The following is a 21,840-nucleotide window of genomic DNA, read 5'->3' on the forward strand; positions in this document are numbered from 1 at the left end:
TATCATTATTATTCAATTATATTTCTACATAAAGGGGTATTGACAAAATCTACTCCGTTCTAACTTGTTACCAATGGCCCGACCGGGATATTAGGGTTAATCGATCGGACATGATATGAGATATTGCACCATTCTCAATAATCCTTTTTTGGGCGGGCTAGAAGCCCAACCCCTACTCCCCACAAGAAAATCTACTCTTTGTGGAACAGGCATCTTGCCTGTTCATAAAAGGCTAATTGAGAATGGTACAACATATAAAAGAATAAACCAGTTTCTGTCACCCCTTGACACAAACAACCTGCTTCAAAGTCGCCACAACTTCCACCAAATCCGACTGCTGACTCATCACCTCATCAATGGACTTGTAAGCCCCCGGAATTTCATCTAAAAATTGCTCATCTTTCCGGCACTCAACCCCCTCAGTCTGCCGCACCAAATCATCGAGAGTGAATACATTTTTAGCTTGAGTTCGAGACATCAACCGCCCCGCACCGTGACTGCAACTACAGTAACTTTCCGCATTACCCTTCCCTTTAACAATGAAAGATTTCGCCCCCATCGAACCCGGAATAATCCCGTAATCCTCAACATCCGCGCGCACAGCACCCTTGCGAGTAACATACACATCTTCGCCAAAATGCACCTCTTTTTCCGCGTAATTGTGGTGGCAATTCACCTCTAATAACGGCTTAACAGATTTGCCGCCCGCGACGTGCTTTTCGACAATTCGCTTAAACCGATTCATCATTACATCGCGATTAAAACGAGCATAATCTTGTGCCCACTGCAAATCGTGCCAGTAAGCCGCAAACTCCCGCGTACCCGCTACAAAATAAGCCAAATCTTTGTCAGCCAGATTAATTTCTGCCAGTTTAGCTAAATCTTTAGCCGTCTCAATGTGCTGCTGTGCGAGCAAATTTCCAATGCCGCGAGAACCGGAATGCAGCATCAGCCAAACAAAGTTTTCAGTATCAACGCAAACCTCAATAAAATGATTGCCGCCGCCGAGGGAACCCATTTGTTTTAAGGCTTTATTGTCTTGGTGCTGCACACCTTGATGAAGTTCCTTAAACTCCCCCCATCCTTGCCAGTTGGTGACAGTTGTTTCTACTTCTTTATTTTCTGAAAATCCCACAGGAATCGCCGCTTCGATATCGAGGCGAATTTGTTTGAGTTTGCCTTCTAATTTGTTGGCGGTGAAAGGCATTTTAATGGCAGCCATCCCGCAACCCAGATCAACGCCCACAGCAGCCGGAATAATCGCTTCTTTTGTGGCAATTACTGAACCGACTAAAGCACCTTTTCCTAAATGTACATCCGGCATTAGTGCGACGTGTTTGAATACAAATGGTAAAGATGCTACATTGGCGGTCATCTTGGTTTCTTTTTCGCCCAGGGCGTGATTTGCCCAAGATAATACTGGTTTTGGGGCTGATATGTCTAATTTTTCGTAGGGCATTTTTGTTTAAGTTTGTTTTGCCAGGTTGTTATGTAGTATTATTGTAACATAAACAGTTGCGGATGTCAAAACACTAATTCTCGTAGGGTGCGTCAGTCGGGAATTTCTTTGGGGAGTCATAGAGTGTTTACTGACGCACCTTACCCACTAATTCTTGCCGCGTCAACTTCACATCAAATGCAGCACCGATATTGTTGGTAAGTCCGACAGTCCGACAGGGAATGAATTCCCTGTCTCATAGCAAAAGTCCTCTCAAAGAGGACTAAAATCGATCGCACTTCCCGTCAAAATCTACAGTCGGTTTTAACCGACACTCCGACAGGGAATGAATTCCCTGTCTCATAGCGAAAGTCCTCGCTCAAGAGGACTAAAATCCCTCGCACTTCCCGTCAAAATCTACAGTTGGTTTTAACTGACAGTCCGACAGGGAATGAATTCCCTGTCTCATAGCGAAAGTCCTCGCTCAAGAGGACTGAAATAGATCGCACTTCCCGTCAAAATCTACAGTCGGTTTTAACCGACTTTCGCTATGAGGCAGGGGTTTCAACCCCTGTCGGACTGCGGGAAAGCGAGTCAAAAGCTAACACGGCACAAGAAGCGTTTTGTATTAAAAATCCTTAAGAAATGCCTAAAGATTGAATGAATAATTTACTGTAGGGTGCGGATTGTTGTACCTTCGTCAAGGAACCAAACAGCTCTTTTCCCCCGAAGATAACTAATGTCTTCTGTTTAGAGTCAGGTTTTTGACTCGGCAGTTGTGAGTGAACGGAAAGAATCCTATCTGAATCAAATCTATAAAAACAGTCCAAGTCGCTGCAAAGCCCTTCTTCAACATCCTTGAGATTAGGGTAAAGTTCTTCAGAAGGACGGGGTTCATGACCGCTTAAAATCAGTTCATCTGATATCTCCATTTTTTCAAGATCGATTTGATACATTATCCCTTCATTAGTATTAATCAGAATGCGATTGTCTGATAGGTAACATATACAATACCCAAAACCATCATCCGAATCAGGCCAAGGCCATTTGCATTGACCGAGGAGATTGCAGTCAGGAAAACTGAACCGACTGAGTTCTCTCTCAGAATCATCTAGTACCAAAAATTCGCTACCTGCGGGGTGAAATACTGGAGGACTTGTGTCCGCCAAACACGCAACCTCTACGGCATGAATTTTGATACCATCATCATAAAGCCAGTAGACTTGCTGTCCGTCCTGACCGGCAGCAGCCCAAAGAGCTAAAATTTGATTTTCCGGGTGCGGGTGAAACGAGAAGGAACTCCATCCAAAAGGGTCTTTGAGCAAAAGTTTTCGCTGGATTTGCCATGAATTGGTATCGCGAATTTGAATTTCGACTTCTTGAGCTTCAATTAATTTCATGCACCAAAAACGCAAGCCGTCTGCATCAAACCAGCAATCCTGAAATCCATTCTCGTTATAATACTTAACAGGAGGGTTAGGTAGCTGTTGTTCAAAAACTAGCTGGTTTTCTGCTGTCATAATTGCTAAATGATTGCCATTGGCCATAATTGCTGCCAGTAGATCGCCTTTGGGACTGATGGCTAAACACCTAATTGCGTCGTCGGGAAGCTGGTATTCGTATTGTGGGGAGAAGTTACGATCGACTAAAGTGACTTTTTTGCGATCGCAACTTGTCGCAATCGTCCACTCGGAATCAGTGTGTTGATTTATATATGAGAACGACCAGTCAATTTGTTTTTCATGTTTTGGTAAAATTAGCATAAAGATATTTCAGCGTAAATAAGCTCTATTTTAACTGAAATCTTGCAGCATTTATCGTAGGGTGCGTCAGTCTGGAATTGCTTTGGGGAGTCAGAGACTGTTTACTGACGCACCTTACCGACTAATTATCGGCGCGTCAACTTAACATCAAATGCAGTACCAGTATTGTTGGTAAATCCGACAGTCCGACAGGGAATGAATTCCCTGTCTCATAGCAAAAGTCCTCTAAAAGAGGACTGAAATAGATCGTATTTTTCCTCAAAATCTACAGTCGGTTTTAACCGACAGTCCGACAGGGAATGAATTCCCTGTCTCATAGCAAAAGTCCTCTAAAAGAGGACTGAAATAGATCGTATTTTTCCTCAAAATCTACAGTCGGTTTTAACCGACTTTCGCTATGAGGCAGGGAATTCATTCCCTGTCGGATTGTGGGAAAAGCGCGTATTTGCTGGCACTAGATTTTACAAATTCGGAGTCTTACTCCCCGCCTTCTGCACAGGAATAGCAACCGCCTGCGGTTTCTTTTTCGCTGCAAAAATCCCAAATAAGTCGTGCAGCAAAATGTAAAAACACGGAATAATAAACAGCGTCAGCAAAGTTGCCAGCGACAAACCGGAAAACACCACTACACCCAGCGGTTGCAAGAATTCCGAACCGTCTCCAATGCCCAAAGCTAGGGGAAACAAACCCAAAACTGTAGTAATAGTTGTCATCAAAATCGGACGCAAACGCTGAGGTGCTGCCCTGAGAATTGCTGTGGTGCGATCGACCTTTTCGTCTTCCCCAATTTGGTTCGCCAACTCCACCATAATAATCGCATTATTTACCACAATTCCCACCAGCAAAATCGCCCCCACAATCACCGTTGCGCCGATCGGAGTTTTAGTCGCATACAACCCGAAAATCCCCCCAGCCAAAGCCAGGGGCACCGTTAACATAATCACCAGCGGATCGACAAGCGAATTGTACTGCACCGCCATTACCACAAATACCAAAAACGCCGCCAAAGAACCCAAAACAATCAGCGAACTTTGCAATTCCCGGTTGGTTTCCGCCGCCGAACTCGGTATGACTCGCACTCCTTGCGGCAATTTTATTTCTGACAAAACTGCATCCACTTGTTTCAAAGCATCGCCCAAACTCGCGCCCTTATTAATATTCCCCGCAATCAAGAAAACTTGGCGCTGGTTAAGCCTTTGAATTTCCCCCGGCGCTTTTCCCAGTTCAATATTCGCCACATCGCTCAAGCGGATAATGCTGTTATCCCTAGCAGTTAAAGGAATAAATTTTAGTTCCGAAATCGATTGGACAGAATCGCGATCGAACTGTACCCGCACATCAACCAAACGGTTTCCCCGCTGCAATTGCGTGGGAACAGAACCTTGAATTGCTGTCTGAATCGCCTCTCCAATTTGTCTCGCATTCAAGCCGTAGATTTCCGCTTGTTCCCAGTTGGGGCGAATCTGCACTTCCGTTTGCTGCGGGTCTCCATCCGGGCGAAAACGAGCTAATTTTACCTTTTGATCCAAAGTTGCCAATATCTCGCGGCCAGTTTGCTGCAATATTTGTTCGTTTTCGCCCTGAAGCAGGACATCAACTTCAGCGCCCCGCACTGGCGAATTAGTTAAAACCAAACCCCGCACATTTTCTGGAATCAGGCGCAAACGAGTGTTTTTTGGCAAATCAATTTTATTCAATTCTTGCGTAACTCGCTGCACAAAATCCAATGTATTGGTGCCCGGTTTCAGCGTAATGTTGCAGCCGCCGCGCAGCAAATTCTCAACCGTATTGTTGCCGAATAACAGCCCGCCCACCGTCGTCAAAGTGTATTGAGTTTCTGGTTGGCTGAGGATAATTTTATCAGCTTCTGCCATGATTTTTTGGTTGGTTGCCAAATTTGTGCCTGCAGGAAACAAAGCAAACAATCTCGCTTGACCGGTATTAATTCTGGGCAATATTTCCTGGGGAATTTGACCAGCCATCAGCCAACTGCCGCCACCCAATCCAATAATCGCTACTGCGAGGATAATCAACCGCCACCGCACTACTCCCGATAAAAATTTCCCGTAGCCGGCGGTAGCATTGGTAAAAGCTCGATCGAATGCGCGCAGCGGCCAAAAGTTGCTCAAACCGCTGGATACCCGCAGCGCTAGCAGTCGAGAAGCCATCATCGGTACAACTGTCAATCCGACAATCAGAGAGGCGGCGACAGAAAAGGTGATGGTGAGAATTAATTCGTTGAAAAGTAAGGAAACTAAGCCGCCGATGAGCAAAAATGGCAGTACGGCAACTAAGTTAGTGATGGTGGAAGCAAATAAAGCTGATTCTAATTCTTGGCTGCTTTTTTCTGCTTGCTGAATCAACTGCTTGTTACTTAAGCGCTGACCGTTTGCACTGTTTTTATTGCTGGTTCCTTCGACAATATTCTCCAGCATGACGATCGAGTTATCGACCACAATTCCCACACCCAGCGCCAAACCACCCAAACTGAAAACGTTCAGAGATAGGCCAAAAACTCCCATCAGGATAATCGCCATTAAAGTTGCGAGGGGAATTGCCAGGACAATAATCAAAGTTTGGCGAAGTGAAGCGAGGAAAAGCAATACAGATGCCCCCGCTAAAACAGCCCCGGTTAAACCAGAAAATACGACGTTACTAATTGAATCGCGGATGAATTTAGACTCATCAAAAGTAGTAACGATAGTCGTACCTTCGGGAATTGCCCCGGATGTTTTTAATTCTTCTAGCCGCTTTTTGATTCCATCTACAACTGAAATTGTATTCGCGTCTGGCTGCTTTTGAATGCTAATTTTTACGGCTGATTTCTGATTGAGAAATACTTTAACTCGCTCTTCTTCTGTACCGTCAATTACCTGAGCAAAATCGCGCAGAAAAACTCGTTTTGGCGGATTGGAACCCGATGCTTGAAAAGAAATTGCCTGAATTTCTTTCGCGTTCTGAAATCGCCCGACGGTGCGGGTTAAAGGTTCTGCAGCTTCTTGCCGCAGCCGCCCGCCAGAAGTGTCCAGGTTCCGGGATTCGAGCGCTGATAAAACGTCAGAAATACTGACACCTAAAGATTGCAAGCGATTTAAGTCAATATTTACTTGAATTTCTTCTTGCACGCCGCCGGCCACGTCAATTGCTGCGATTCCAGGAATTACGTTTAGTTCTCTGGATAATTCTTCGTCAGCAAATACGCGCAAATCAACTCCTTGCAAGGAGTCGGAAGTGAGGGCAAATTCGTAAATCGGCTGCTGGGAAGGGTCAACTTTGAATAGAGTGGGGGATTCAACTGTGTCGGGAAGTCGGTTGCGGATGCGGTTGACAGCGGCGGTGGCGTCGTTGAGGGCCTGGTCGATGTTTCCCCCCGGTCTGAAGAATAAATCGACGCTGACTTGTCCTTCGCGAGTGCGGGAGAAAACTTGCATGACGCCTTCAGTGGCGGAAAGTCCTTGTTCGAGGGGGCGGGTAACTTCGTCTATTGCTACTTCTGGGGATACGCCTGGGGCGTTCAAGCGCACGCCGATGCGGGGATAGGTGATGGATGGTAGCAAGTCAACGGGCAGTTGGGTGATGTAGAAAAGGCCCACGATTATGATAGCAAGTGTCAGCATGAGGGTGCCGATGTGGCGACGAATCGCGGTCGCGCTAATACTGAATCCGGTTTTGTCAGGAGTCATTCGATTTTAGATTTTAGATTTTAGATTTTAGATTGAAGAGTCGGCCCCGTCATTCAGACTAATTCTAGTAGGGTGCGTCAGTCTTGAATTTTTCTAGGCGGTGAGAGAATATCTACTGACGCACCTTACGAGGAGTATAATAAATCTTAATAAATATTCCCAAAAGTTTTTGTGAATATTTCTTTAGAGGTAGTCGATCGCCCACAATGCAGATTGCCAGAAATTGCAAGGGGCTTTTGAATCTCTGTAAGTTATCGCAATCAGGAACAGGCAAGATGCCTGTTCCACAAGAAAGTTTATTTGTTGTGGAATAGGCATCTTGCCTGTTCCTAAAGTCTTCTTCCCTTCTCCCTCTTCTTTCTTCCTTCTTCCTTCTTCCTTCTTCCTGACATCCGTTACATCCGTAATCAGGAACAGGCAAGATGCCTGTTCCACAAGAAAGTTTATTTGTTGTGGAATCGGCATCTTGCCTGTTCCTAAAGTCTTCTTCCCTTTTCTCTCTTCCTTCATTTACTGTACTTGAGAGCCGTGGGCGCGGGGGTCGGAGCTACTTGTTTTCACAGGCCCTGTGGGGGGAGTAAAATTAGAAACTTGACCGCCTGCTTGGGCGTGTGGCAGAGGTTTTCCTGCAATTAAAGCTTCTAAGTTAGCTTCCATAATACTGCGCGGCATTTCGCCCATCGTTTCAGCAACGGCGCTGCCTTTATCGTTCAAATAGACAAAGTGCGGAATGCCATCTACTCGATATTTTGTGATTTCTGGCAGCCATTTGTCATTGTCTACATTCAGCATCACAAAATTCATCGGTTCGGCGTATTTCTGTTTGATTTCGCTCAGATCCTTAGCCATTGCCTGACAGCTACCGCACCAATTAGCATAAAATTCCATCAGTGTCGGTTTGCCATTTACCAAAGCTGTTTCTAATGGCGTTGAAGCTTTTGCCATGTCGGTGAGACTGCTTGACGGCGTTTGGGTTTGCAGCCCGAAGAAGATGGATATTGAAAGGGCGATCGCTGTTAACACGATCAATAAGTTTCTGAGGCGCGTGGCGACTTTTGTTTCGGGATTTTTGGCGACGGGGGCGACCGTTGACTTGGGCGAATTCTGGGTCATAAAATAAATTGCGCTTGGATTTCTATGTTTTTATTTTAAATAATAGATTCAGATTATACCACATTTTGAGATAATCCGACCCATCTCATAAAAATTTGTGCTAAGGGCAGTAATTAGATTAAGTGCGCTAAAACAGAAGATAACAAAGATTGTTTGTAAATTACCGAGGACTTGCAGGGTGAAAAAACGGGTAACACTGACGTTTCCCCAACGATCGATCCAAATGCCTGTCACCTATCGACTGGCAAAGGATTTTAATGTGGCAGCCAACATTATCCGCGCTCAGGTGGCTCCGAATCAAGTGGGCAAACTGGTGCTAGAGTTATCAGGGGACATCGACCAACTAGAAGCGGCGATCGACTGGATGCGATCGCAAAACATCGGCGTTTCCCTAGCCAGTCGGGAAATACTTATAGACGAAGATATCTGCGTTGACTGCGGTTTGTGTACGGGGGTTTGCCCGACAGAAGCCTTGACCCTTGACCCAGAAAGCTTTAAACTAAATTTTGCTCGATCGCGGTGTATCGTTTGCGAGCAGTGCATCCCTACCTGTCCGGTGCAAGCTATTTCTACTAACCTCTAGGCCCTGTACAAACTCATCGGGAGCATCATCTTTTTTTTTGCCTGGTTCTCCTAATTGTGCCATTGGATGAAAAAAAACTCTTGGGTTTCCCTAACTCTACTTTTTGTTACTTATTTCACTTTTGGCTGGAAATTATCTGAGTTTGATGTTCCCCCGCACCTGACTTGGTTTCTAGCCATAGCTTCAATTCTAGTGTTTGCTGCCGCATTGTCGTTCCCGCTCAGAAACACAAAAGCCTTAATTATGGGGTTGTTTTCGAGTGATTTGGGTGCTTTTATTTCTATAACTTTAGGAGCTTTTGTGGCAGTCGTAGTTATTGCTTGGTTACACCTTTTTGCTACTTGTTTAGTCTTGATTTCAGCCGGAGCTTTGGCAAGACTCGATATTCAAATATCGGGTTGGAAAAATTGGCGGGCTTTTGCCGTATTAGCTACCATTTCTTTAACTGGTGTGGGGTTGGGCGGAGCGATCGAGTTTTGGTTAAAAACAGGCAGGCTCGTATTCTCTTAATGAGGAACGGGAAATTCATCCAACCAAATTCTATAACTCGCAACGGATATTTAGCCGAAAACTATCAGATCGCCCATCAATAAATACAGCTTATTTTTTTTCAATCCCCCACCCCTGGATTAATTCTTCGTTCCGCGCCGTAATCATAGCAGTTTTCCAGCCTCGTGAGGTAAAGCTTCTCAATTGCCGATTCCCCGTTGCCCGTTACTAATACCCAATTCCCAACTACCAATTACCGACCAAGCTGGAGTCGAAATGAAAACCCCTAGGGCAGTATTGAACTGTAGCGACTGTTGCTCAAAATGTTATTGCCAAGAACCCGCAAGTCCCGCAGCCAAAAACTTATCCCAATAAAAAAGCAGCTTTTGGGAGCTGCTAGTCAGAATGCATGAGGTATTGTTTTTAGAATAGGACAGGTTCAATTCGATCGGTGCTGGGTTACATTTTTTGATACGGGAGAGTTGATGAGGGAATGGACGATCGTAAAATCGTCACATAGCAGGGTAGCATTGATGCTAAATTTCCCGACAATCAAGTTAGCGTTTAACTGTCCTTGCGCCCTACAGCCCTTCAGCGGTGGGGCCCTTTTATTTTTAGGGAAAACTCAATAGCCGGTTTTAACGAATCAGATGAGTCTGCCATTAATTCTTGTATAAAATCTCCGCATCGCCACATCCTCATACCATTTTAGATTTTAGATTTTAGATTTTAGATTTGGGGAATGACTGATAAATGTGGTGGTTTGGAGCTTGCGTAGGGTTGCATTATTTTTGGGAACTAATACCAAAAGTCCTCAGAAACCTGTTATTTTCTTAGAAACTCGGTTTCTGAATGTATCAATTGAGATCAGGCCCGGTTTCTGGTTTGATAACTTTTTGGATTTCCTCGATCGCCCTAGTCGCCACTGCTTCAGGCCTTTCGCCCACACCAGCACAGACTCGGACATCTGCTTGAGTGTAGAAACGCTCTCGCTCTTTCAAAAGGCTTTGCAGCTTAGATTTGATCTCGCCCTCCTGCAGTAGGGGTCGAGCGGTGTCCGAACGCAGTCGATCGTACAATTGATCTACAGGCACATCCAGCCAAACCACTATACCGTAGTGCAAGTAACCCCAATTCATCGATCGCGTCACAATGCCGCCGCCCGTAGCCACGACCGAATTTTGATACGCAGACAACTCCCCAAGCACTTTACTTTCTAGTTCCCGAAAAGCCTCTTCCCCTTCTCGATCGAAAATCTCAGCAATTGACTGATTAGCAACTCGAACAATTAGTTCATCAGTATCAAAAAAACGGTATTTTAATTTTTTTGCCAAAATCCGCCCCACCGTTGTTTTTCCCGCACCCATCATCCCGACAAGATAAATATTTACTCCCCTCAACCCATCCACTGCCAAATCCTCCGATATTTTTCTATTTTTTCAGGTTAATCGATCTGCCACTGAGGCCATCATCGTCATCAAACTCATCACCCTCATCCAATCCCCAATCCTCATCTGCTTCTGCCATAGGATTTATTGGTGTTTCATCAGCGGGTTTAGGTATCGCCTCTTGGGGGGGAACGATCACCCGATACTCTGCATCGTATACAGACTCTGTTTGCCCCACCCCAGACTGGTTTGGATCTCGATAGCCGTAAGAGTATACTGAGCCAGCCCAAGACTTGCTTTTCGGTTCCTGCTGAGCTTCGTAAGCCCTCGGATTTGCCGCTGGAACATCATTTACCTGCGGTCGATCGGGAAAATCGCGATCGTCCCCCCAATCATCATCGCCCCCTTGAGAACGCGATTTTGAGCCATCTGAGACCCAATCATCCTCATCGTCTTCCGCTGCATAACTCCCCGGTTGAGCATAATCCTTCGCCCCATCCGGGTTCGGAGTTTCTTGCAGGAAAGTCCCGGCTCTGTAACCAGCCGGGGTGCCGTACTCAGTTCGGTAGGAACCAGGAGCTTGAGTTTGGCTATTTTCCCTATTCAGATCCGGGTCAATTCCCTGTTTTCTAGGAGGGGGAGGTGGCGTGTAAGGCGTTCTCATGTCCTCTGGGAAAGTATCGGGACGGCTGCGACTGGATCTGCCGGCGCGGTCTGCCGTTAGAGATAGATAATTTGAAAAAGCGAGCAAACCAGAAATCAATAAAGATGTGAGAGCTCCCACCGCCATGCTCAGCAAAATCCAGATAGATAAGGGCACAGCAGGCGATCGAACTCCCAAAAATACCAGCGATAATGCCGGCTCCACATTTTGCAGGGCAAAAATAGTCAGCCCTACCACAATTACTAGCAAAAATACAGGTCGCATATCAAAATTTAATTTGTAATTTGTAAATCATTAATAACTAATAACTAATGACTAATGACTAATGACTAATTATTACTCCTCTTCCTTCCAGCGTTTGAGAGGAACGCAATCAATTCCCAACTGGTCTAAAGCGCGAGCCACCACAAAGTCTACCAAATCTTCAATAGTTTGCGGATTGTGATACCAAGCAGGAATCGCTGGTACAATTCTAGCTCCAGCTTCCGCCAAGGTAGTCAAATTCCGCAGGTGAATCAAGCTAAAAGGCGTTTCGCGAGGCACGAGTACCAATTTTCGCCCTTCCTTGAGCTGAACGTCTGCCGCTCTTTCGAGCAAATCCGAGCTCAAGCCAGCCGCCAACTTGCCTAGCGTACTCATGCTACAGGGAATAATCATCATCCCTTGGGTGCGAAAGGAGCCACTAGCAATATTAGCACCGACATCTTGCCAGGGATGACACCGAAGTTTACCCATTGTGGGTACTCCTGCTTGTTCCCGCCAGAATTCCTCTTGTAGCGTCGGTTCTGCGGGCATTCGGGTGTTCTGTTCGCTTTGCCAAACCATGTAAGTAGACTTGGAAGCGACCAGTTCGATCGCGCGATCGGCCTCCAACAAATATTTCAATGTTCGCACCGCATAAATCAGTCCCGATGCTCCTGTAACTCCTACAATTAGGGGGTAGTTATTCGTCATTAGTTATTTGTTACTTGACGGTTGACTGTTGTTAGTAATTAGTTGTTAGATCAAATCTGTTAGCATCGGAATTATTCATATCTCTATTCTCTGTCTCTGCATGAATCAGCGTCAATACCTTGTCATCTGCGGTTAATAAATTTCTCTTTTTTTAACCGCAGATACAGGCAGATTAACACAGATTCACGCAGATAAGTTATATAAATTCGGGTTGCACCGTCCGTGATTGTTGAGTTTTGACTATATTTTACAATTCCGATGCTATCGGATTTGATATTAGTCCTTAATTCTTTATTGATGATTGCTGAGTATAGTTTGGCGCCCACTTCTTAATACTTAGTTGCCAGATAATGACAACTAAGTATTGAGAAAAGTTAACAGTCAACTATCAACTATCAACTAACTACTCATCATCATCAAAAGCTTGACTGCCGCCACCAACTGCAACTAAATCAATTTGCTGGCGGTAGTAGTCAACACTCTTGACTTGAACTTCTACCCGATCGCCCAAACGATACTGATTGCGGTTTTTGCGACCCACCAGAGTTTGCTGGCGCGATCGATATTCGTACCAGTCATCCTTCAGCGAAGAAACGTGCACCAATCCCTCAACACGCAAAATGTCGCTCTCCGGTGGCCGCACCTCAATTTCCACAAAGAAACCGTAAGACTGCACGCCTGTAATCAAACCCTGGAAAGTTTGACCGGTGCGCTCTTTCATCAATCCAGTTTTCTTCAATCCCTGCAAATCGCTTTCAGCGTCTTCAGCAACCCTTTCGCGTTCCGTTAGGTGTACTACTACCGATGCAAACTCCGTCTCAAATTCGTGGTGCAAATCTGGCGGGAGAACATTCCAAGTAATTTGACCGTGACAGGAGGAATGGTGCAAGTCTACTTTTTCCTTAGCCCGTGTTGTGCGGCTGCTGCGGCCTTGCTCGAACACCGCTTGCAACACCCGCAGCACCAGCAAATCGGCGTAGCGGGAAAGCGGCGAAGTGCAGCGCGTGTAACCCTCTGACAGCCCCAAACCGAAGTGTGGCTTGGGAGTTGTGCTGTAAACAGCGGGTTTCATGGTGTCTTCTAGCAGGTAGGTGAGAACTCTTTCGGACTTCAGGCCGGCAAACTGCTGGGTAAATCGCTGAAAGTCCAAGGGCAAAACTTCTTCTTCGGTTTCGAGATACAGTTCGCCTCCGAGGTTGTTCGAGAGTTTGATGAACTCTTGAATGTCTGCCGGGTCTGGCATCGGCTGGACGCGGTAAATTGCTGGGACTCCCAAGGCTTGCAGGTGGGTGGCGACAGCTTGGTTGGCGAGTACCACCAACTCGGAGACAGCCGACTGGACGGGGGGAGCCACTGCAAAAGCTCCTAATTCGCCTTCGTCGTCGAAGTGAGAGTTAGCATCGGGCAAATTTAGTTCAAAAGCTCCTCGCTTGAGCCTTGTCTGTCTGGCTGCCTGTGAGGCGGCCCCGATTTGATCTAGGAAAGGACGGAGGGCGGAGGATAAAGGGTGCTCTTCGGCATTGCTTGGTTCGAGAATTGCTTGAGCTTGCTCGTAGGTGAGGTGGTAGTCAATTTGAATGACGCTGGCTTGAATTTCGTATTCTAGGAGTTCTCCTGATTCGTCTAGGGTCAGCAGTATGCTGAAGGCCAGCCGTTCGGTGTCGGGCTGCAGAGAGCAGCGCTCGTTGAGGATTTCTGGCAGTACGGCGATGATTTTTTCTCCCAAATGGGCTGCGGTGCCTCGCTTGCGGGCTTCGCGGTCGATCGGGGTTTCTGGCTGCACGTACTCGGCGGCGTCGCTGATGTGGATTCCTATTTGCCAGCGGCCGGGCTTCAGGGTTTCGATCGACAAAGCGCGTTCCACTGGCGGATCGGAGAGGAATGCTGTCGGATCAAACTCGTTTTCGCCTCCTCCCTCGGAGAGATTTTCCTCCTCAACGTGGGGGGCATCGTTTTCGCTGTTGGTTGTTCCCGGTTCGTTTTTGCTGAAGCTAACAGTCAGAATGTTACGCAAATCTAGGCGTTTTTTGATGTCGGTTTTTTTGACTTTGCTGGGCAAATTTTCCGCTGCTTTGATGACGGCGGCGGGGAACGATCGCGGCAAGTCGTGTTTGCAGCATACGATGTCGAGGTCGTCAGCGGCTTCGGCGTCGGAACCTAGTACCTGTACTACTTTGCCGACGGGGCGATGGGTGCCGAGGGGGTAGCGTTTGACTTCGACGTGTACTAGGTGGTCGATCGCCTCTTGGAGATTTGTGCCATTTGCGAGCAAGTCTAGTTCAAACAACAGGCGATCGTCCAGGGGGATTGCTCTGTAGCTGACGCGGCCGGTGGGGGTGGCGGTTTGCTTGACTCGCGCCAGTACCGAGGGGTTGGCGCGTTCGAGGATGAGCATGACTTCGCCTTCGGGCGATCGGCGGCGGCTACCTTCTTTGATGATTTTGACTAAGACTCGATCGCCATTCCAAGCTGTCGAGAGGTGACTTTCCCGCACATAAACGTCTTCTGAGCCTTCGGCGTCTTGAATTGCAAAGCAAAATCCTTTGCTCGAACAGCGCAGTTTTGCTTCTACTACGTCGTCTTCAGCTACTCGGCGATAGCGGCCTTTGTCTTTGACTAATATGCCAATTTTCTCTAGAGCTTCTAATGCGATTTGAAGTTTGAGTTGACTGGTGGCGTCGTTGCAGTCGAGTTTTTTCTCCAATGCTTTAGGGGCCACTAATTTGTCTTCTGTAAAATTTGCCAGCAGTGCAGCGATAGAAAATTCCATGTAGCGATCGATCCTCTTGTTTCCAGCAATTAGTCTAATTTTGGCGAAATCAGCCGCACCCCCTCGGGCCCTCGCAGTGCCTGCTTCCCAACAAATGCGCGGGTTGATAGGTGGAGACGCGAGCACAGCCACCTTGTTTCAGCGCGAGTTTTTTTTGAGATTCTCTCCCGACACCGGCTTCGTGCTAATTGTCTGCTGTCTGTCTTGAACTGACTGCTGACGGTGCAGACAACTGTCCCGCACGCTATTCCCCAATACAATTTTTTAGCGTTGGTTTGTTTGCTTTTAGGTCAGCAGCGCCGAGCACTTCGCAAATTAGAAAGCCCCTGTCGGTTCTTAAAAGATGGCTCGATACTGAAAGCGACGGCTTGAGTCGAGGATGAGCAGATGGAGGGATGGAGAGGGATAAAATTTGCATTTCTTCCTTCTGCCTTGTTCCTTCTGCCTTGTTCCTTCTTCCTTTTGAAGTGCCTCTTGCTTCTTGCTTTAGCAAAGAATTTACCGGATCTTTAAGGCAAAATTGCTAGTAGCTCGCTGCTGCGATGCCCCTGTTTTTTTGCACGCGATCAGTCCTTGCGGACGGAGGTGCAACGAGCGGGTCGGGAGCAATCTGTGCTGTAGAAAGTGCAGGTACGCAAACCGGAGACTTTTACTACTTTTGCTTAGTTGCTGTGTCATCTCCTATAGGTAGAAATGACGCCCGGTGCTTGTTAGCTTAAACTGCCGGATGTGGGATGGGGTTTAGTGGCGTGTAAGGTTGCGCGGATGACTCACCTTTAATTTATTGTATGTTGAATAGGTGCTTTCAGAAAATTGTTTTCTCAGGGCTGTACTACACTTAAGTCATAAGCCCCCTCTGGTTTCGGGGTCAAAAAATTATGTTTGCTGAATTTCGCGCCCTTTATCCCGCTGGACAGTTAATTTGTGAGTTGCTGACTGTTCATCACGGTAAGTTTGTTGTTCGCTGTCTGGTTCAGGTTGACGGCAAAACTCTGGCTACGGCTATGTCGGCTGCTGAGTCTGTTGAGGATGCTGAAGACCGCGCCCGGTTGCGAGCGATCGCTGTTCTTGGATCTGCTGCGCCCGATCGTGCGATCGCGAGTGTTGAGCCGCCTCCGGTTGCTCCGGTTGCTCCGGTTGCTTCGGTTGCTGCTGTTCCCCCTCCCCCTCCTCCTGCTGTTCCCCCGGTTGCTGCTGTTCCCCCTCCTCCTCCTCCTGCTGTTCCGGTTCCTGTTGGGCCCACAAGTGTTCCTCTTCCGGTTCTAGAAATGCCTGTTGCTGACAAATTGCCTGAATCACATCAAAGCAATTTTGTCAAGACTGAAGCGAAATTAAATGAAGAGCCGATCGCACCTGTACCGGCACCGCTGCCGCCAACGGTCGATCGCGTCGAGGCTACTGGATTTGTACCAAAGCAGTTAGACTCGGACGCTTGGCTTTCTTCTAGCTACGGCGAACCACTTCAGGAACTGGATGTGCCTACTTCTAGCCAAAGTGAACTGCTACAGGGTGCGGCCGAAGTCAGGGAATTGCAACCGATCGCGGTGGGAATTCCCAGCGATGCGATCGAGGATAATTCTGATACGATCGCCCAAATAGACGCCATCCTCAAACGCCTGCGATGGAAAAAACCACAGGAAACCCAGTGTCTGGAACACAATTACGGCAAGTCGTCGCAGAGAGAGCTTTCTAGCGAAGAGTTAGTAGATTTCCTAGAATATCTAGAAATCTATAGCAGAACCACTGAGGAAATCCAGCGGCTGGGCTGGACTGCCAACCAAGGAAAAGATTATCTCAAACAAGGTTATGGCAAAGAAGCGCGCCATTTCTTAAATCAAGTAGAATTGCTCGACTTCCTGCAATATCTCGAATCTTTGCCCTAGTAATTATGTAGGGTTTCTAGGTGTGATGTTTTTTTAGAAAAAGCTACATATAGCAGTTTTCAATTGTATGAAATACAGTAGGAACACGGGACACTGTGCCGTGTCCTCCGCCCCAGCATCTGTACTTCAATTAACAGAAAACTGCTATAGAGCAATCCTCGCATCATTTGTGAATTTCTTACTCCCTCCCCTTGGTAAGGGGAGGGTTGGGGTGGGGTAAAAAATTTGCGACTCCTGCAAGGATTGCTATATGACTGTTAAAAATTAAAAATCAAAAATGAAGAATATTTCCTCATTTTTGATTTTTAACTTTTCATTTAGACGACAGCGGCGATCGGGCGGCTGGCGGAAGGACGGCGATCGATCACTTGATCGACTAATCCGTAGTCCTTTGCTTCTTCAGCCGACATGAAGAAATCCCGTTCGGTATCTTCTTCAATGCGGGAAAGCGGCTGACCGGTATGGTTGGCAAGATGTTCGTTCAGGCGGCGTTTGTGGTACAAAATTTCTTTTGCCTGAATTTCAATATCGGTTGCTTGTCCTTGAGCTCCGCCTAGAGGTTGGTGGATCATAATCCGGGAGTGAGGCAAACTCATCCGCTTGCCTTTAGCGCCGGCACTCAACAGAAAAGCGCCCATGCTGGCGGCCAAACCGAGACAAATAGTGCAAATGTCGGGCCGGATGTGGTTCATCGTGTCAAAAATGCCCATACCTGCTGTTACCGAACCCCCTGGGGAGTTGATATAGAGGTAAATATCTTTCTCCGGGTCTTCGGCGTCTAAAAATAGCAATTGGGCAACGATCAGGTTAGCCAAGTCTGAGTCAACCTGTTGGCCCAAGAAGACGATGCGATCGCGCAGGAGTCGCGAGTAAATGTCAAAGGCGCGTTCGCCGCGACCGGATTGTTCTATAACTGTTGGGATCATTGACGCCTGCCTGCCTATTACGTATCTTTTTTTAATTTTAGCGACTAGGGCTCAGTTATAGTTAGCGATCGGTGGCGGGGGATCGAGAAATCGGCAAAATCCTTTAGCTGGGCGGGGTTGGGGCGGTAATTTGTGGAAGTTGTGGCGGGGGGTGCGATCGGAAATCCGATCCAAGGGCGATCGAGGTTGAGGAAGCGGACATCAATTAACGTTGTTATGTGGCGATCGTATCATTGCCAGAACTTCCATCGCTCGATCGCGGCTGACACTAGGGAAATGGTCGAGGAACTCCGCAGGGCGAATCACTTTCTTCGAGACAATCAAGGAGAATTTTCACCGGGACGCGAGTAGCGATACAGACAGGAGTTCCCCCTAAAATTTCGGGGTCGCTATGAACGATAGTAGCTGCCAATTGCAAAGAAAAGGTTGTGACATCAAGACAATCTTCTTCACTCCAGGTATCACTTGGCTCGAATAGCCTGTTAGTTTCCATCGCTAAATCCCCACTGGATTTTTATAGATTATATCTTTGCTAGGATTACTGGTAGCGGGATTTCTTTGATTTAATCACCTCAATTACATTGTCGTGTCTTTGCCCTTCAATAATATCCTTGAGATGAATCTGTCCGTTGACGTACTGAACGTGGATGCGCCAGCCTGAGACTTTATCAATATCAGCACGATAAACTGCCTGCTTCACACCCTTAACTTTATGCAGTCTCGTTTTGGGAAATTGTCTCGTCCTGTGACATTCCTGGTCTTCAAGTTCTGCTAAAGCTTCCAGAAAACTAATCTTTAGCTCGTCATCTGGCAAAATTTTCATAGCTTCGTAAATAATGCCATATTCATCACAGAGAATAAGGTTTTGCGCCATAACTTAAGCTGATTATATCTAGGCAGTTTCTCGATCGCGCTGAAGTAGGTCTTGATACAAAGACTCTGCTACACCCTTATACGCTCGATCGAGTTCGTCGTGTTGAATTGCTCGAAAAAGAGTAAAAATAGCTTGCCCAAAAATTGGGTCTTCGTCAACCGCCAAAACCACTCTTAGTTTTTGAGAAATTCGTAGCGTATAAAGCGAAGACTCGTAACCATTCAGGTCTGACGATAGCGGGAGACGACGCAGCTTGCGATACACATTTGATTTTTGAGTAGGAAAAAGGCTGGCACAATAATTAATTTTTTGAATTACTGCGGCTTTCTCATCTTCATTTAGCAGCGCAATATCTTTCTCAAATTCCCTTGTTGACTCAATTAGAATATCCACGTCAAACACCGTAAAAAAATATATATACATTATACTAAAAACAGCTTTTGATTGTCAAGCCCCTTGCTCACAACTTACCAGCAAACGCGCTTGTTTAACAACCCACAATTCAAATTTTAATCGCCCAACCTCGGCGATACATTCCATACAAAATCAACCACCAAAATAATACCGCAGTCACGGCAAATGCTAGGGAACCATTCAGTGGCCCCGCCCACGGCACAAACCAGTTTTCATAAATCCAACTGTAAGTTGTTGGAGCATTTTCACCAGTACCGATATGAGTTTTTAACAGAATTCGGGCGACAATACCGGAGGCGACAAATAGGAAAATAGCATTCAATCCCATGATTTCAAATAACCTCCCCCATTTCCAATCCCGCACTTCTATTGTTTCGTAGCAAGCAGCTAGCAATAGCAACGCCCAACCTGTGGTAAAAACTACATAAGAACTTGTCCAAAGTTGTTTGTTGATGGGTAAGGAAAATCCCCACAAGTGGCCGATTACCACGCAACAGAAGCCGCAGATTGCTAAGTTGATACTGGTGCGCGTTTTGATGGGCTGTACGCGCAGCCATTCTCCGGTAAAGTAGCCGATCAGGACTGTAACGCTTGCTGGTAAGGTACTCAACAATCCTTCGGGATCGAAGGGGCCGCCTTTGTAGAGGTGTTGGCTACCGAGAATTAGCCGATCGACATATCCTCCTAAATTTCCTTCTGGCGTGAGTTCGCCGGCAGTGTACCCCCCTACAGCAAATACGGTTAATGCAGCCCAATAGCCCAAAAGCACGGCAACCGCGAGCAGTTTTTGATTGCGGGGGGAAAGGTTGAGAATGGCGATCGCACTGATGAAATAAGCTAAGCCGATGCGCTGCAATACTCCCATGATGCGGATTTTACCGAAGTTTTCCACTGGGGCGCTGTTGAGAAGTACGTCAAGGGCGATCGAAGATGTATTTAGCAGCAATCCTAATATAAATAGAATCGCGACGCGACGCGCAATTCGCCAGTAAATATTTGAAGAAGGAAGAAGGAAGAAGGAAGAAGGAAGAGGGTTTTTGGCGGATTCGGATTTTTCCTTTGTTTGTGTAATTTTTGAGGTTTCTATTCCGGTTTTTGGATAATTTTGAAGATATTTAGACAGCGAGAAAGACATCGCGCAGCCAACGATGAACAAGAAAAACGGAAATACTAAATCTGTCGGGGTGCAGCCGTGCCATTCTGCGTGCTCTAGCGGTGGATACACCTGTTTCCAACTACCGGGGTGGTTGACTAGAATCATCGAGGCGATCGCAATTCCGCGAAAAACATCAAGGGATTTGAAGCGCATAAATTAAGTTATTTGTTCACTGTTCACCGTTCACTGTTCACTGTTCACTGTTAAGTATCTTAGCTGATGCCCATTTCCTAATTCTTTTCGGCCCAATTCCCAATGCCCTGTTTGGCCAATGCCCTATGCCCCATGCCCCATGCCCCATGCCCCATGCCCAATTCCCCACTACCTATATCTCTATTCCTTCCAGAGTCATTATGACTGCATTCTTCATCAACATATCGCAGCGTTCAGCGTAAAAAGATGCTGCCTTATCATACTTGTTGATTTGCAAAACGCGCAGAAACATTTGCCTTGCTTGCGCGAATTGCTGCTGGTAGTGAAAAAAAATTCCCTGTTCAAAATAAGTTTGAGTTTGTGCTTTTAGTTCGATCATTGTCGGCGAGTCGCCATCGTAAATTTCAAATACCGCAACAGGTGTTTGTTTTCCTTTTACTTGAACGCGATCGAGAAACCGGCACTTGTAATGTTGAGGATCGTCTATCCGGCAAAGGGTTTGGACGCTAGCTACAATAGCAACTCCATAAAGCTTTGTCAATCCTTCCACGCGGGAAGCTAAATTAACTGCATCAGAAATCACCGTACTTTCCATTCGTTCCGCTTCGCCAATCGTACCTAACATTAAAGTCCCCGTATGCAAACCAATCCCTATCGAAATAGGTTGATAGCCACTGTTTTGCCTGTGTCTATTATAAATTTTTACTTGATGCTGCATCTCAATTGCTGCTTGCACAGCATCTTCAGCCCTGTTAGGAAACAAAGCCATAATCCCGTCACCAATATATTTATCTATAAAACCGTTGTACTCGCGGATAACTGGGCCAACTCGGCTTAAGTAAGAGTTAAGAAATTCAAAGTTTTCTCGCGGAGACATACTTTCTGACAGACTTGTAAATGATCGAATGTCGGCAAACATAATCGTCATTTCTGCTTGTACAGAGTCTCCTAGTCTGGCATCAACGATGCTTTCTCTTTTGAGAAACTTCAAAAATTCACGGGGTACAAAACGGGCTGAGGCGGCGGCTATTTTTTCGAGTTCGCTTTTGCTGGATTCGATTTGATTGAGCGATCTAAATGCTCTCAGTGCGGTGACTACTGTGGTAAATAATTTTTTGTTAGTAAGTTCTGTTTTGGTTTTATAATCATTGATATCGTAGCTGACAATTACTACATCTTCTGGCACTTGTCCGGGCTGTCCAGTGCGTAAAATAATCCGCACAATTTGATTATTTAAAATATCGCGGATGTATTTAACTACTTCCAAGCCTGCTTCTTCTGTTTCCATAACTACATCGAGTAAAATCAATGCTATGTCATAGTTATTTTGAATTATTTCTTTAGCTTCTTTTCCTGAGTAAGCGCTGATAAATGTTATACTTTTACCTTCAAATTTAAAATCGTTTAAGGCTAGTTTAGTAATATTATGAATTTCTATTTCATCATCTACAATTAAGATTTTCCAACTTTCTTCTAGCGGTTTTTCTTCCGCCTCGTCTTCCTCGGCAAATATTAATTCATCGTCGCTCGCCGCGATTAATTCGTCATCGCCTGCAGCCAACAGGTTTTTACTAGCTTCTGACATATAT

At 46.2% G+C, this 21,840-nt stretch carries 20 protein-coding genes; 4 read left to right on the forward strand and 16 right to left on the reverse strand.

Going from position 1 to position 21,840, the window contains the following annotated elements; genetic code table 11:
- Positions 1-277 precede the first annotated feature (277 nt).
- The 5 genes from QUB26_RS21060 to QUB26_RS21080 all read right to left on the reverse strand — a co-directional run bounded on the left by QUB26_RS21060 (position 278) and on the right by QUB26_RS21080 (position 7,997).
- Complete coding sequence (locus tag QUB26_RS21060; RefSeq protein WP_333319565.1) at positions 278-1,459, reverse strand: RtcB family protein; 1,182 nt, start codon at positions 1,457-1,459, stop codon at positions 278-280.
- A 617-nt stretch (positions 1,460-2,076) separates the two neighbouring features.
- A complete protein-coding gene (locus tag QUB26_RS21065; RefSeq protein WP_333319567.1) occupies positions 2,077-3,201 on the reverse strand; it encodes a hypothetical protein in 1,125 nt (374 codons plus the stop codon).
- 461 nt (positions 3,202-3,662) lie between these two features.
- The gene (locus QUB26_RS21070) at positions 3,663-6,884 is read right to left on the reverse strand and encodes an efflux RND transporter permease subunit (RefSeq protein ID WP_333319569.1); all 3,222 of its coding nucleotides are present in this window, start codon (positions 6,882-6,884) and stop codon (positions 3,663-3,665) included.
- A gap of 183 nt (positions 6,885-7,067) precedes the next feature.
- Positions 7,068-7,349, reverse strand: coding sequence for a hypothetical protein (locus QUB26_RS21075; RefSeq protein WP_333302376.1), 282 nt, complete (start codon positions 7,347-7,349; stop codon positions 7,068-7,070).
- Between the two features lie 45 nt (positions 7,350-7,394).
- Positions 7,395-7,997 carry a thioredoxin family protein gene (locus QUB26_RS21080; protein WP_333058562.1) on the reverse strand — a complete coding sequence of 201 codons (603 nt, stop codon included), beginning with the start codon at positions 7,995-7,997 and terminating at the stop codon, positions 7,395-7,397.
- Positions 7,998-8,175: 178 nt separating this feature from the next.
- Between QUB26_RS21080 and QUB26_RS21085 the strand changes: the two genes are divergently transcribed.
- Complete coding sequence (locus QUB26_RS21085; RefSeq protein WP_333236412.1) at positions 8,176-8,580, forward strand: NIL domain-containing protein; 405 nt, start codon at positions 8,176-8,178, stop codon at positions 8,578-8,580.
- A gap of 66 nt (positions 8,581-8,646) precedes the next feature.
- Positions 8,647-9,090 carry a hypothetical protein gene (locus QUB26_RS21090; protein ID WP_333236413.1) on the forward strand — a complete coding sequence of 148 codons (444 nt, stop codon included), beginning with the start codon at positions 8,647-8,649 and terminating at the stop codon, positions 9,088-9,090.
- 836 nt (positions 9,091-9,926) lie between these two features.
- Here QUB26_RS21090 and QUB26_RS21095 read toward each other — a convergent pair.
- From QUB26_RS21095 to QUB26_RS21115, 5 genes are all read right to left on the reverse strand, one after another.
- A complete protein-coding gene (locus QUB26_RS21095) occupies positions 9,927-10,478 on the reverse strand; it encodes a shikimate kinase (protein WP_333236415.1) in 552 nt (183 codons plus the stop codon).
- 22 nt (positions 10,479-10,500) lie between these two features.
- A complete protein-coding gene (locus tag QUB26_RS21100; RefSeq protein ID WP_333236417.1) occupies positions 10,501-11,385 on the reverse strand; it encodes a LapA family protein in 885 nt (294 codons plus the stop codon).
- Positions 11,386-11,457: 72 nt separating this feature from the next.
- Positions 11,458-12,075 carry a flavin prenyltransferase UbiX gene (locus QUB26_RS21105; RefSeq protein WP_333319571.1) on the reverse strand — a complete coding sequence of 206 codons (618 nt, stop codon included), beginning with the start codon at positions 12,073-12,075 and terminating at the stop codon, positions 11,458-11,460.
- A gap of 403 nt (positions 12,076-12,478) precedes the next feature.
- Positions 12,479-14,845: a ribonuclease R family protein gene (locus tag QUB26_RS21110; protein WP_333236428.1), complete on the reverse strand. Its 2,367-nt coding sequence runs from the start codon at positions 14,843-14,845 to the stop codon at positions 12,479-12,481.
- 244 nt (positions 14,846-15,089) lie between these two features.
- Complete coding sequence (locus tag QUB26_RS21115; protein ID WP_333319574.1) at positions 15,090-15,338, reverse strand: hypothetical protein; 249 nt, start codon at positions 15,336-15,338, stop codon at positions 15,090-15,092.
- Positions 15,339-15,723: 385 nt separating this feature from the next.
- Here QUB26_RS21115 and QUB26_RS21120 point away from each other — a divergent pair, with 385 nt between their 5' ends.
- A complete protein-coding gene (locus QUB26_RS21120; protein ID WP_333236430.1) occupies positions 15,724-16,728 on the forward strand; it encodes a hypothetical protein in 1,005 nt (334 codons plus the stop codon).
- Positions 16,729-17,045: 317 nt separating this feature from the next.
- Here QUB26_RS21120 and clpP read toward each other — a convergent pair whose 3' ends face one another.
- Positions 17,046-17,654: an ATP-dependent Clp endopeptidase proteolytic subunit ClpP gene (clpP, locus tag QUB26_RS21125; protein WP_006635758.1), complete on the reverse strand. Its 609-nt coding sequence runs from the start codon at positions 17,652-17,654 to the stop codon at positions 17,046-17,048.
- A 132-nt stretch (positions 17,655-17,786) separates the two neighbouring features.
- On the opposite strand from clpP, the gene QUB26_RS21130 reads away from it, so the two are divergent.
- On the forward strand, positions 17,787-18,005 hold the full coding sequence (locus QUB26_RS21130) for a hypothetical protein (protein ID WP_333236432.1): 219 nt from the start codon (positions 17,787-17,789) through the stop codon (positions 18,003-18,005).
- Here QUB26_RS21130 and QUB26_RS32080 read toward each other — a convergent pair.
- The 5 genes from QUB26_RS32080 to QUB26_RS21150 form a co-directional block, all read right to left on the reverse strand.
- On the reverse strand, positions 17,923-18,147 hold the full coding sequence (locus QUB26_RS32080; protein ID WP_445299631.1) for a DUF433 domain-containing protein: 225 nt from the start codon (positions 18,145-18,147) through the stop codon (positions 17,923-17,925). The two genes, QUB26_RS21130 and QUB26_RS32080, sit on opposite strands and share 83 nt — an antisense overlap.
- Positions 18,148-18,192: 45 nt before the next feature.
- Positions 18,193-18,528: a hypothetical protein gene (locus QUB26_RS21135; RefSeq protein ID WP_333057897.1), complete on the reverse strand. Its 336-nt coding sequence runs from the start codon at positions 18,526-18,528 to the stop codon at positions 18,193-18,195.
- Between the two features lie 18 nt (positions 18,529-18,546).
- Entirely contained in the window at positions 18,547-18,951 is a 405-nt protein-coding gene (locus tag QUB26_RS21140; RefSeq protein ID WP_333236434.1) for a hypothetical protein, read from the reverse strand.
- A 79-nt stretch (positions 18,952-19,030) separates the two neighbouring features.
- Positions 19,031-20,251, reverse strand: a complete 1,221-nt coding sequence (locus QUB26_RS21145) for a heparan-alpha-glucosaminide N-acetyltransferase domain-containing protein (RefSeq protein ID WP_333236436.1) — start codon at positions 20,249-20,251, stop codon at positions 19,031-19,033.
- A gap of 172 nt (positions 20,252-20,423) precedes the next feature.
- Entirely contained in the window at positions 20,424-21,836 is a 1,413-nt protein-coding gene (locus QUB26_RS21150; protein WP_333236438.1) for an adenylate/guanylate cyclase domain-containing protein, read from the reverse strand.
- Between the last annotated feature and the right edge of the window lie 4 nt (positions 21,837-21,840).

It is taken from the genome of Microcoleus sp. B4-C1 (assembly GCF_036705285.1).
GTDB lineage: Bacteria > Cyanobacteriota > Cyanobacteriia > Cyanobacteriales > Microcoleaceae > Microcoleus.

Bases quoted from the DNA above. Each gene is read 5' to 3' on its own strand.
- QUB26_RS21060 (WP_333319565.1), bottom strand. From the start codon at position 1,459: ATGCCCTACGAAAAATTAGACATATCAGCCCCAAAACCAGTATTATCT.
- QUB26_RS21065 (WP_333319567.1), bottom strand. From the start codon at position 3,201: ATGCTAATTTTACCAAAACATGAAAAACAAATTGACTGGTCGTTCTCA.
- QUB26_RS21070 (WP_333319569.1), bottom strand. From the start codon at position 6,884: ATGACTCCTGACAAAACCGGATTCAGTATTAGCGCGACCGCGATTCGT.
- QUB26_RS21075 (WP_333302376.1), bottom strand. From the start codon at position 7,349: ATGCCGATTCCACAACAAATAAACTTTCTTGTGGAACAGGCATCTTGC.
- QUB26_RS21080 (WP_333058562.1), bottom strand. From the start codon at position 7,997: ATGACCCAGAATTCGCCCAAGTCAACGGTCGCCCCCGTCGCCAAAAAT.
- QUB26_RS21090 (WP_333236413.1), top strand. From the start codon at position 8,647: ATGAAAAAAAACTCTTGGGTTTCCCTAACTCTACTTTTTGTTACTTAT.
- QUB26_RS21100 (WP_333236417.1), bottom strand. From the start codon at position 11,385: ATGCGACCTGTATTTTTGCTAGTAATTGTGGTAGGGCTGACTATTTTT.
- QUB26_RS21105 (WP_333319571.1), bottom strand. From the start codon at position 12,075: ATGACGAATAACTACCCCCTAATTGTAGGAGTTACAGGAGCATCGGGA.
- QUB26_RS21110 (WP_333236428.1), bottom strand. From the start codon at position 14,845: ATGGAATTTTCTATCGCTGCACTGCTGGCAAATTTTACAGAAGACAAA.
- QUB26_RS21120 (WP_333236430.1), top strand. From the start codon at position 15,724: ATGTTTGCTGAATTTCGCGCCCTTTATCCCGCTGGACAGTTAATTTGT.
- clpP (WP_006635758.1), bottom strand. From the start codon at position 17,654: ATGATCCCAACAGTTATAGAACAATCCGGTCGCGGCGAACGCGCCTTT.
- QUB26_RS32080 (WP_445299631.1), bottom strand. From the start codon at position 18,147: ATGGAAACTAACAGGCTATTCGAGCCAAGTGATACCTGGAGTGAAGAA.
- QUB26_RS21135 (WP_333057897.1), bottom strand. From the start codon at position 18,528: ATGGCGCAAAACCTTATTCTCTGTGATGAATATGGCATTATTTACGAA.
- QUB26_RS21140 (WP_333236434.1), bottom strand. From the start codon at position 18,951: ATGTATATATATTTTTTTACGGTGTTTGACGTGGATATTCTAATTGAG.
- QUB26_RS21145 (WP_333236436.1), bottom strand. From the start codon at position 20,251: ATGCGCTTCAAATCCCTTGATGTTTTTCGCGGAATTGCGATCGCCTCG.
- QUB26_RS21150 (WP_333236438.1), bottom strand. From the start codon at position 21,836: ATGTCAGAAGCTAGTAAAAACCTGTTGGCTGCAGGCGATGACGAATTA.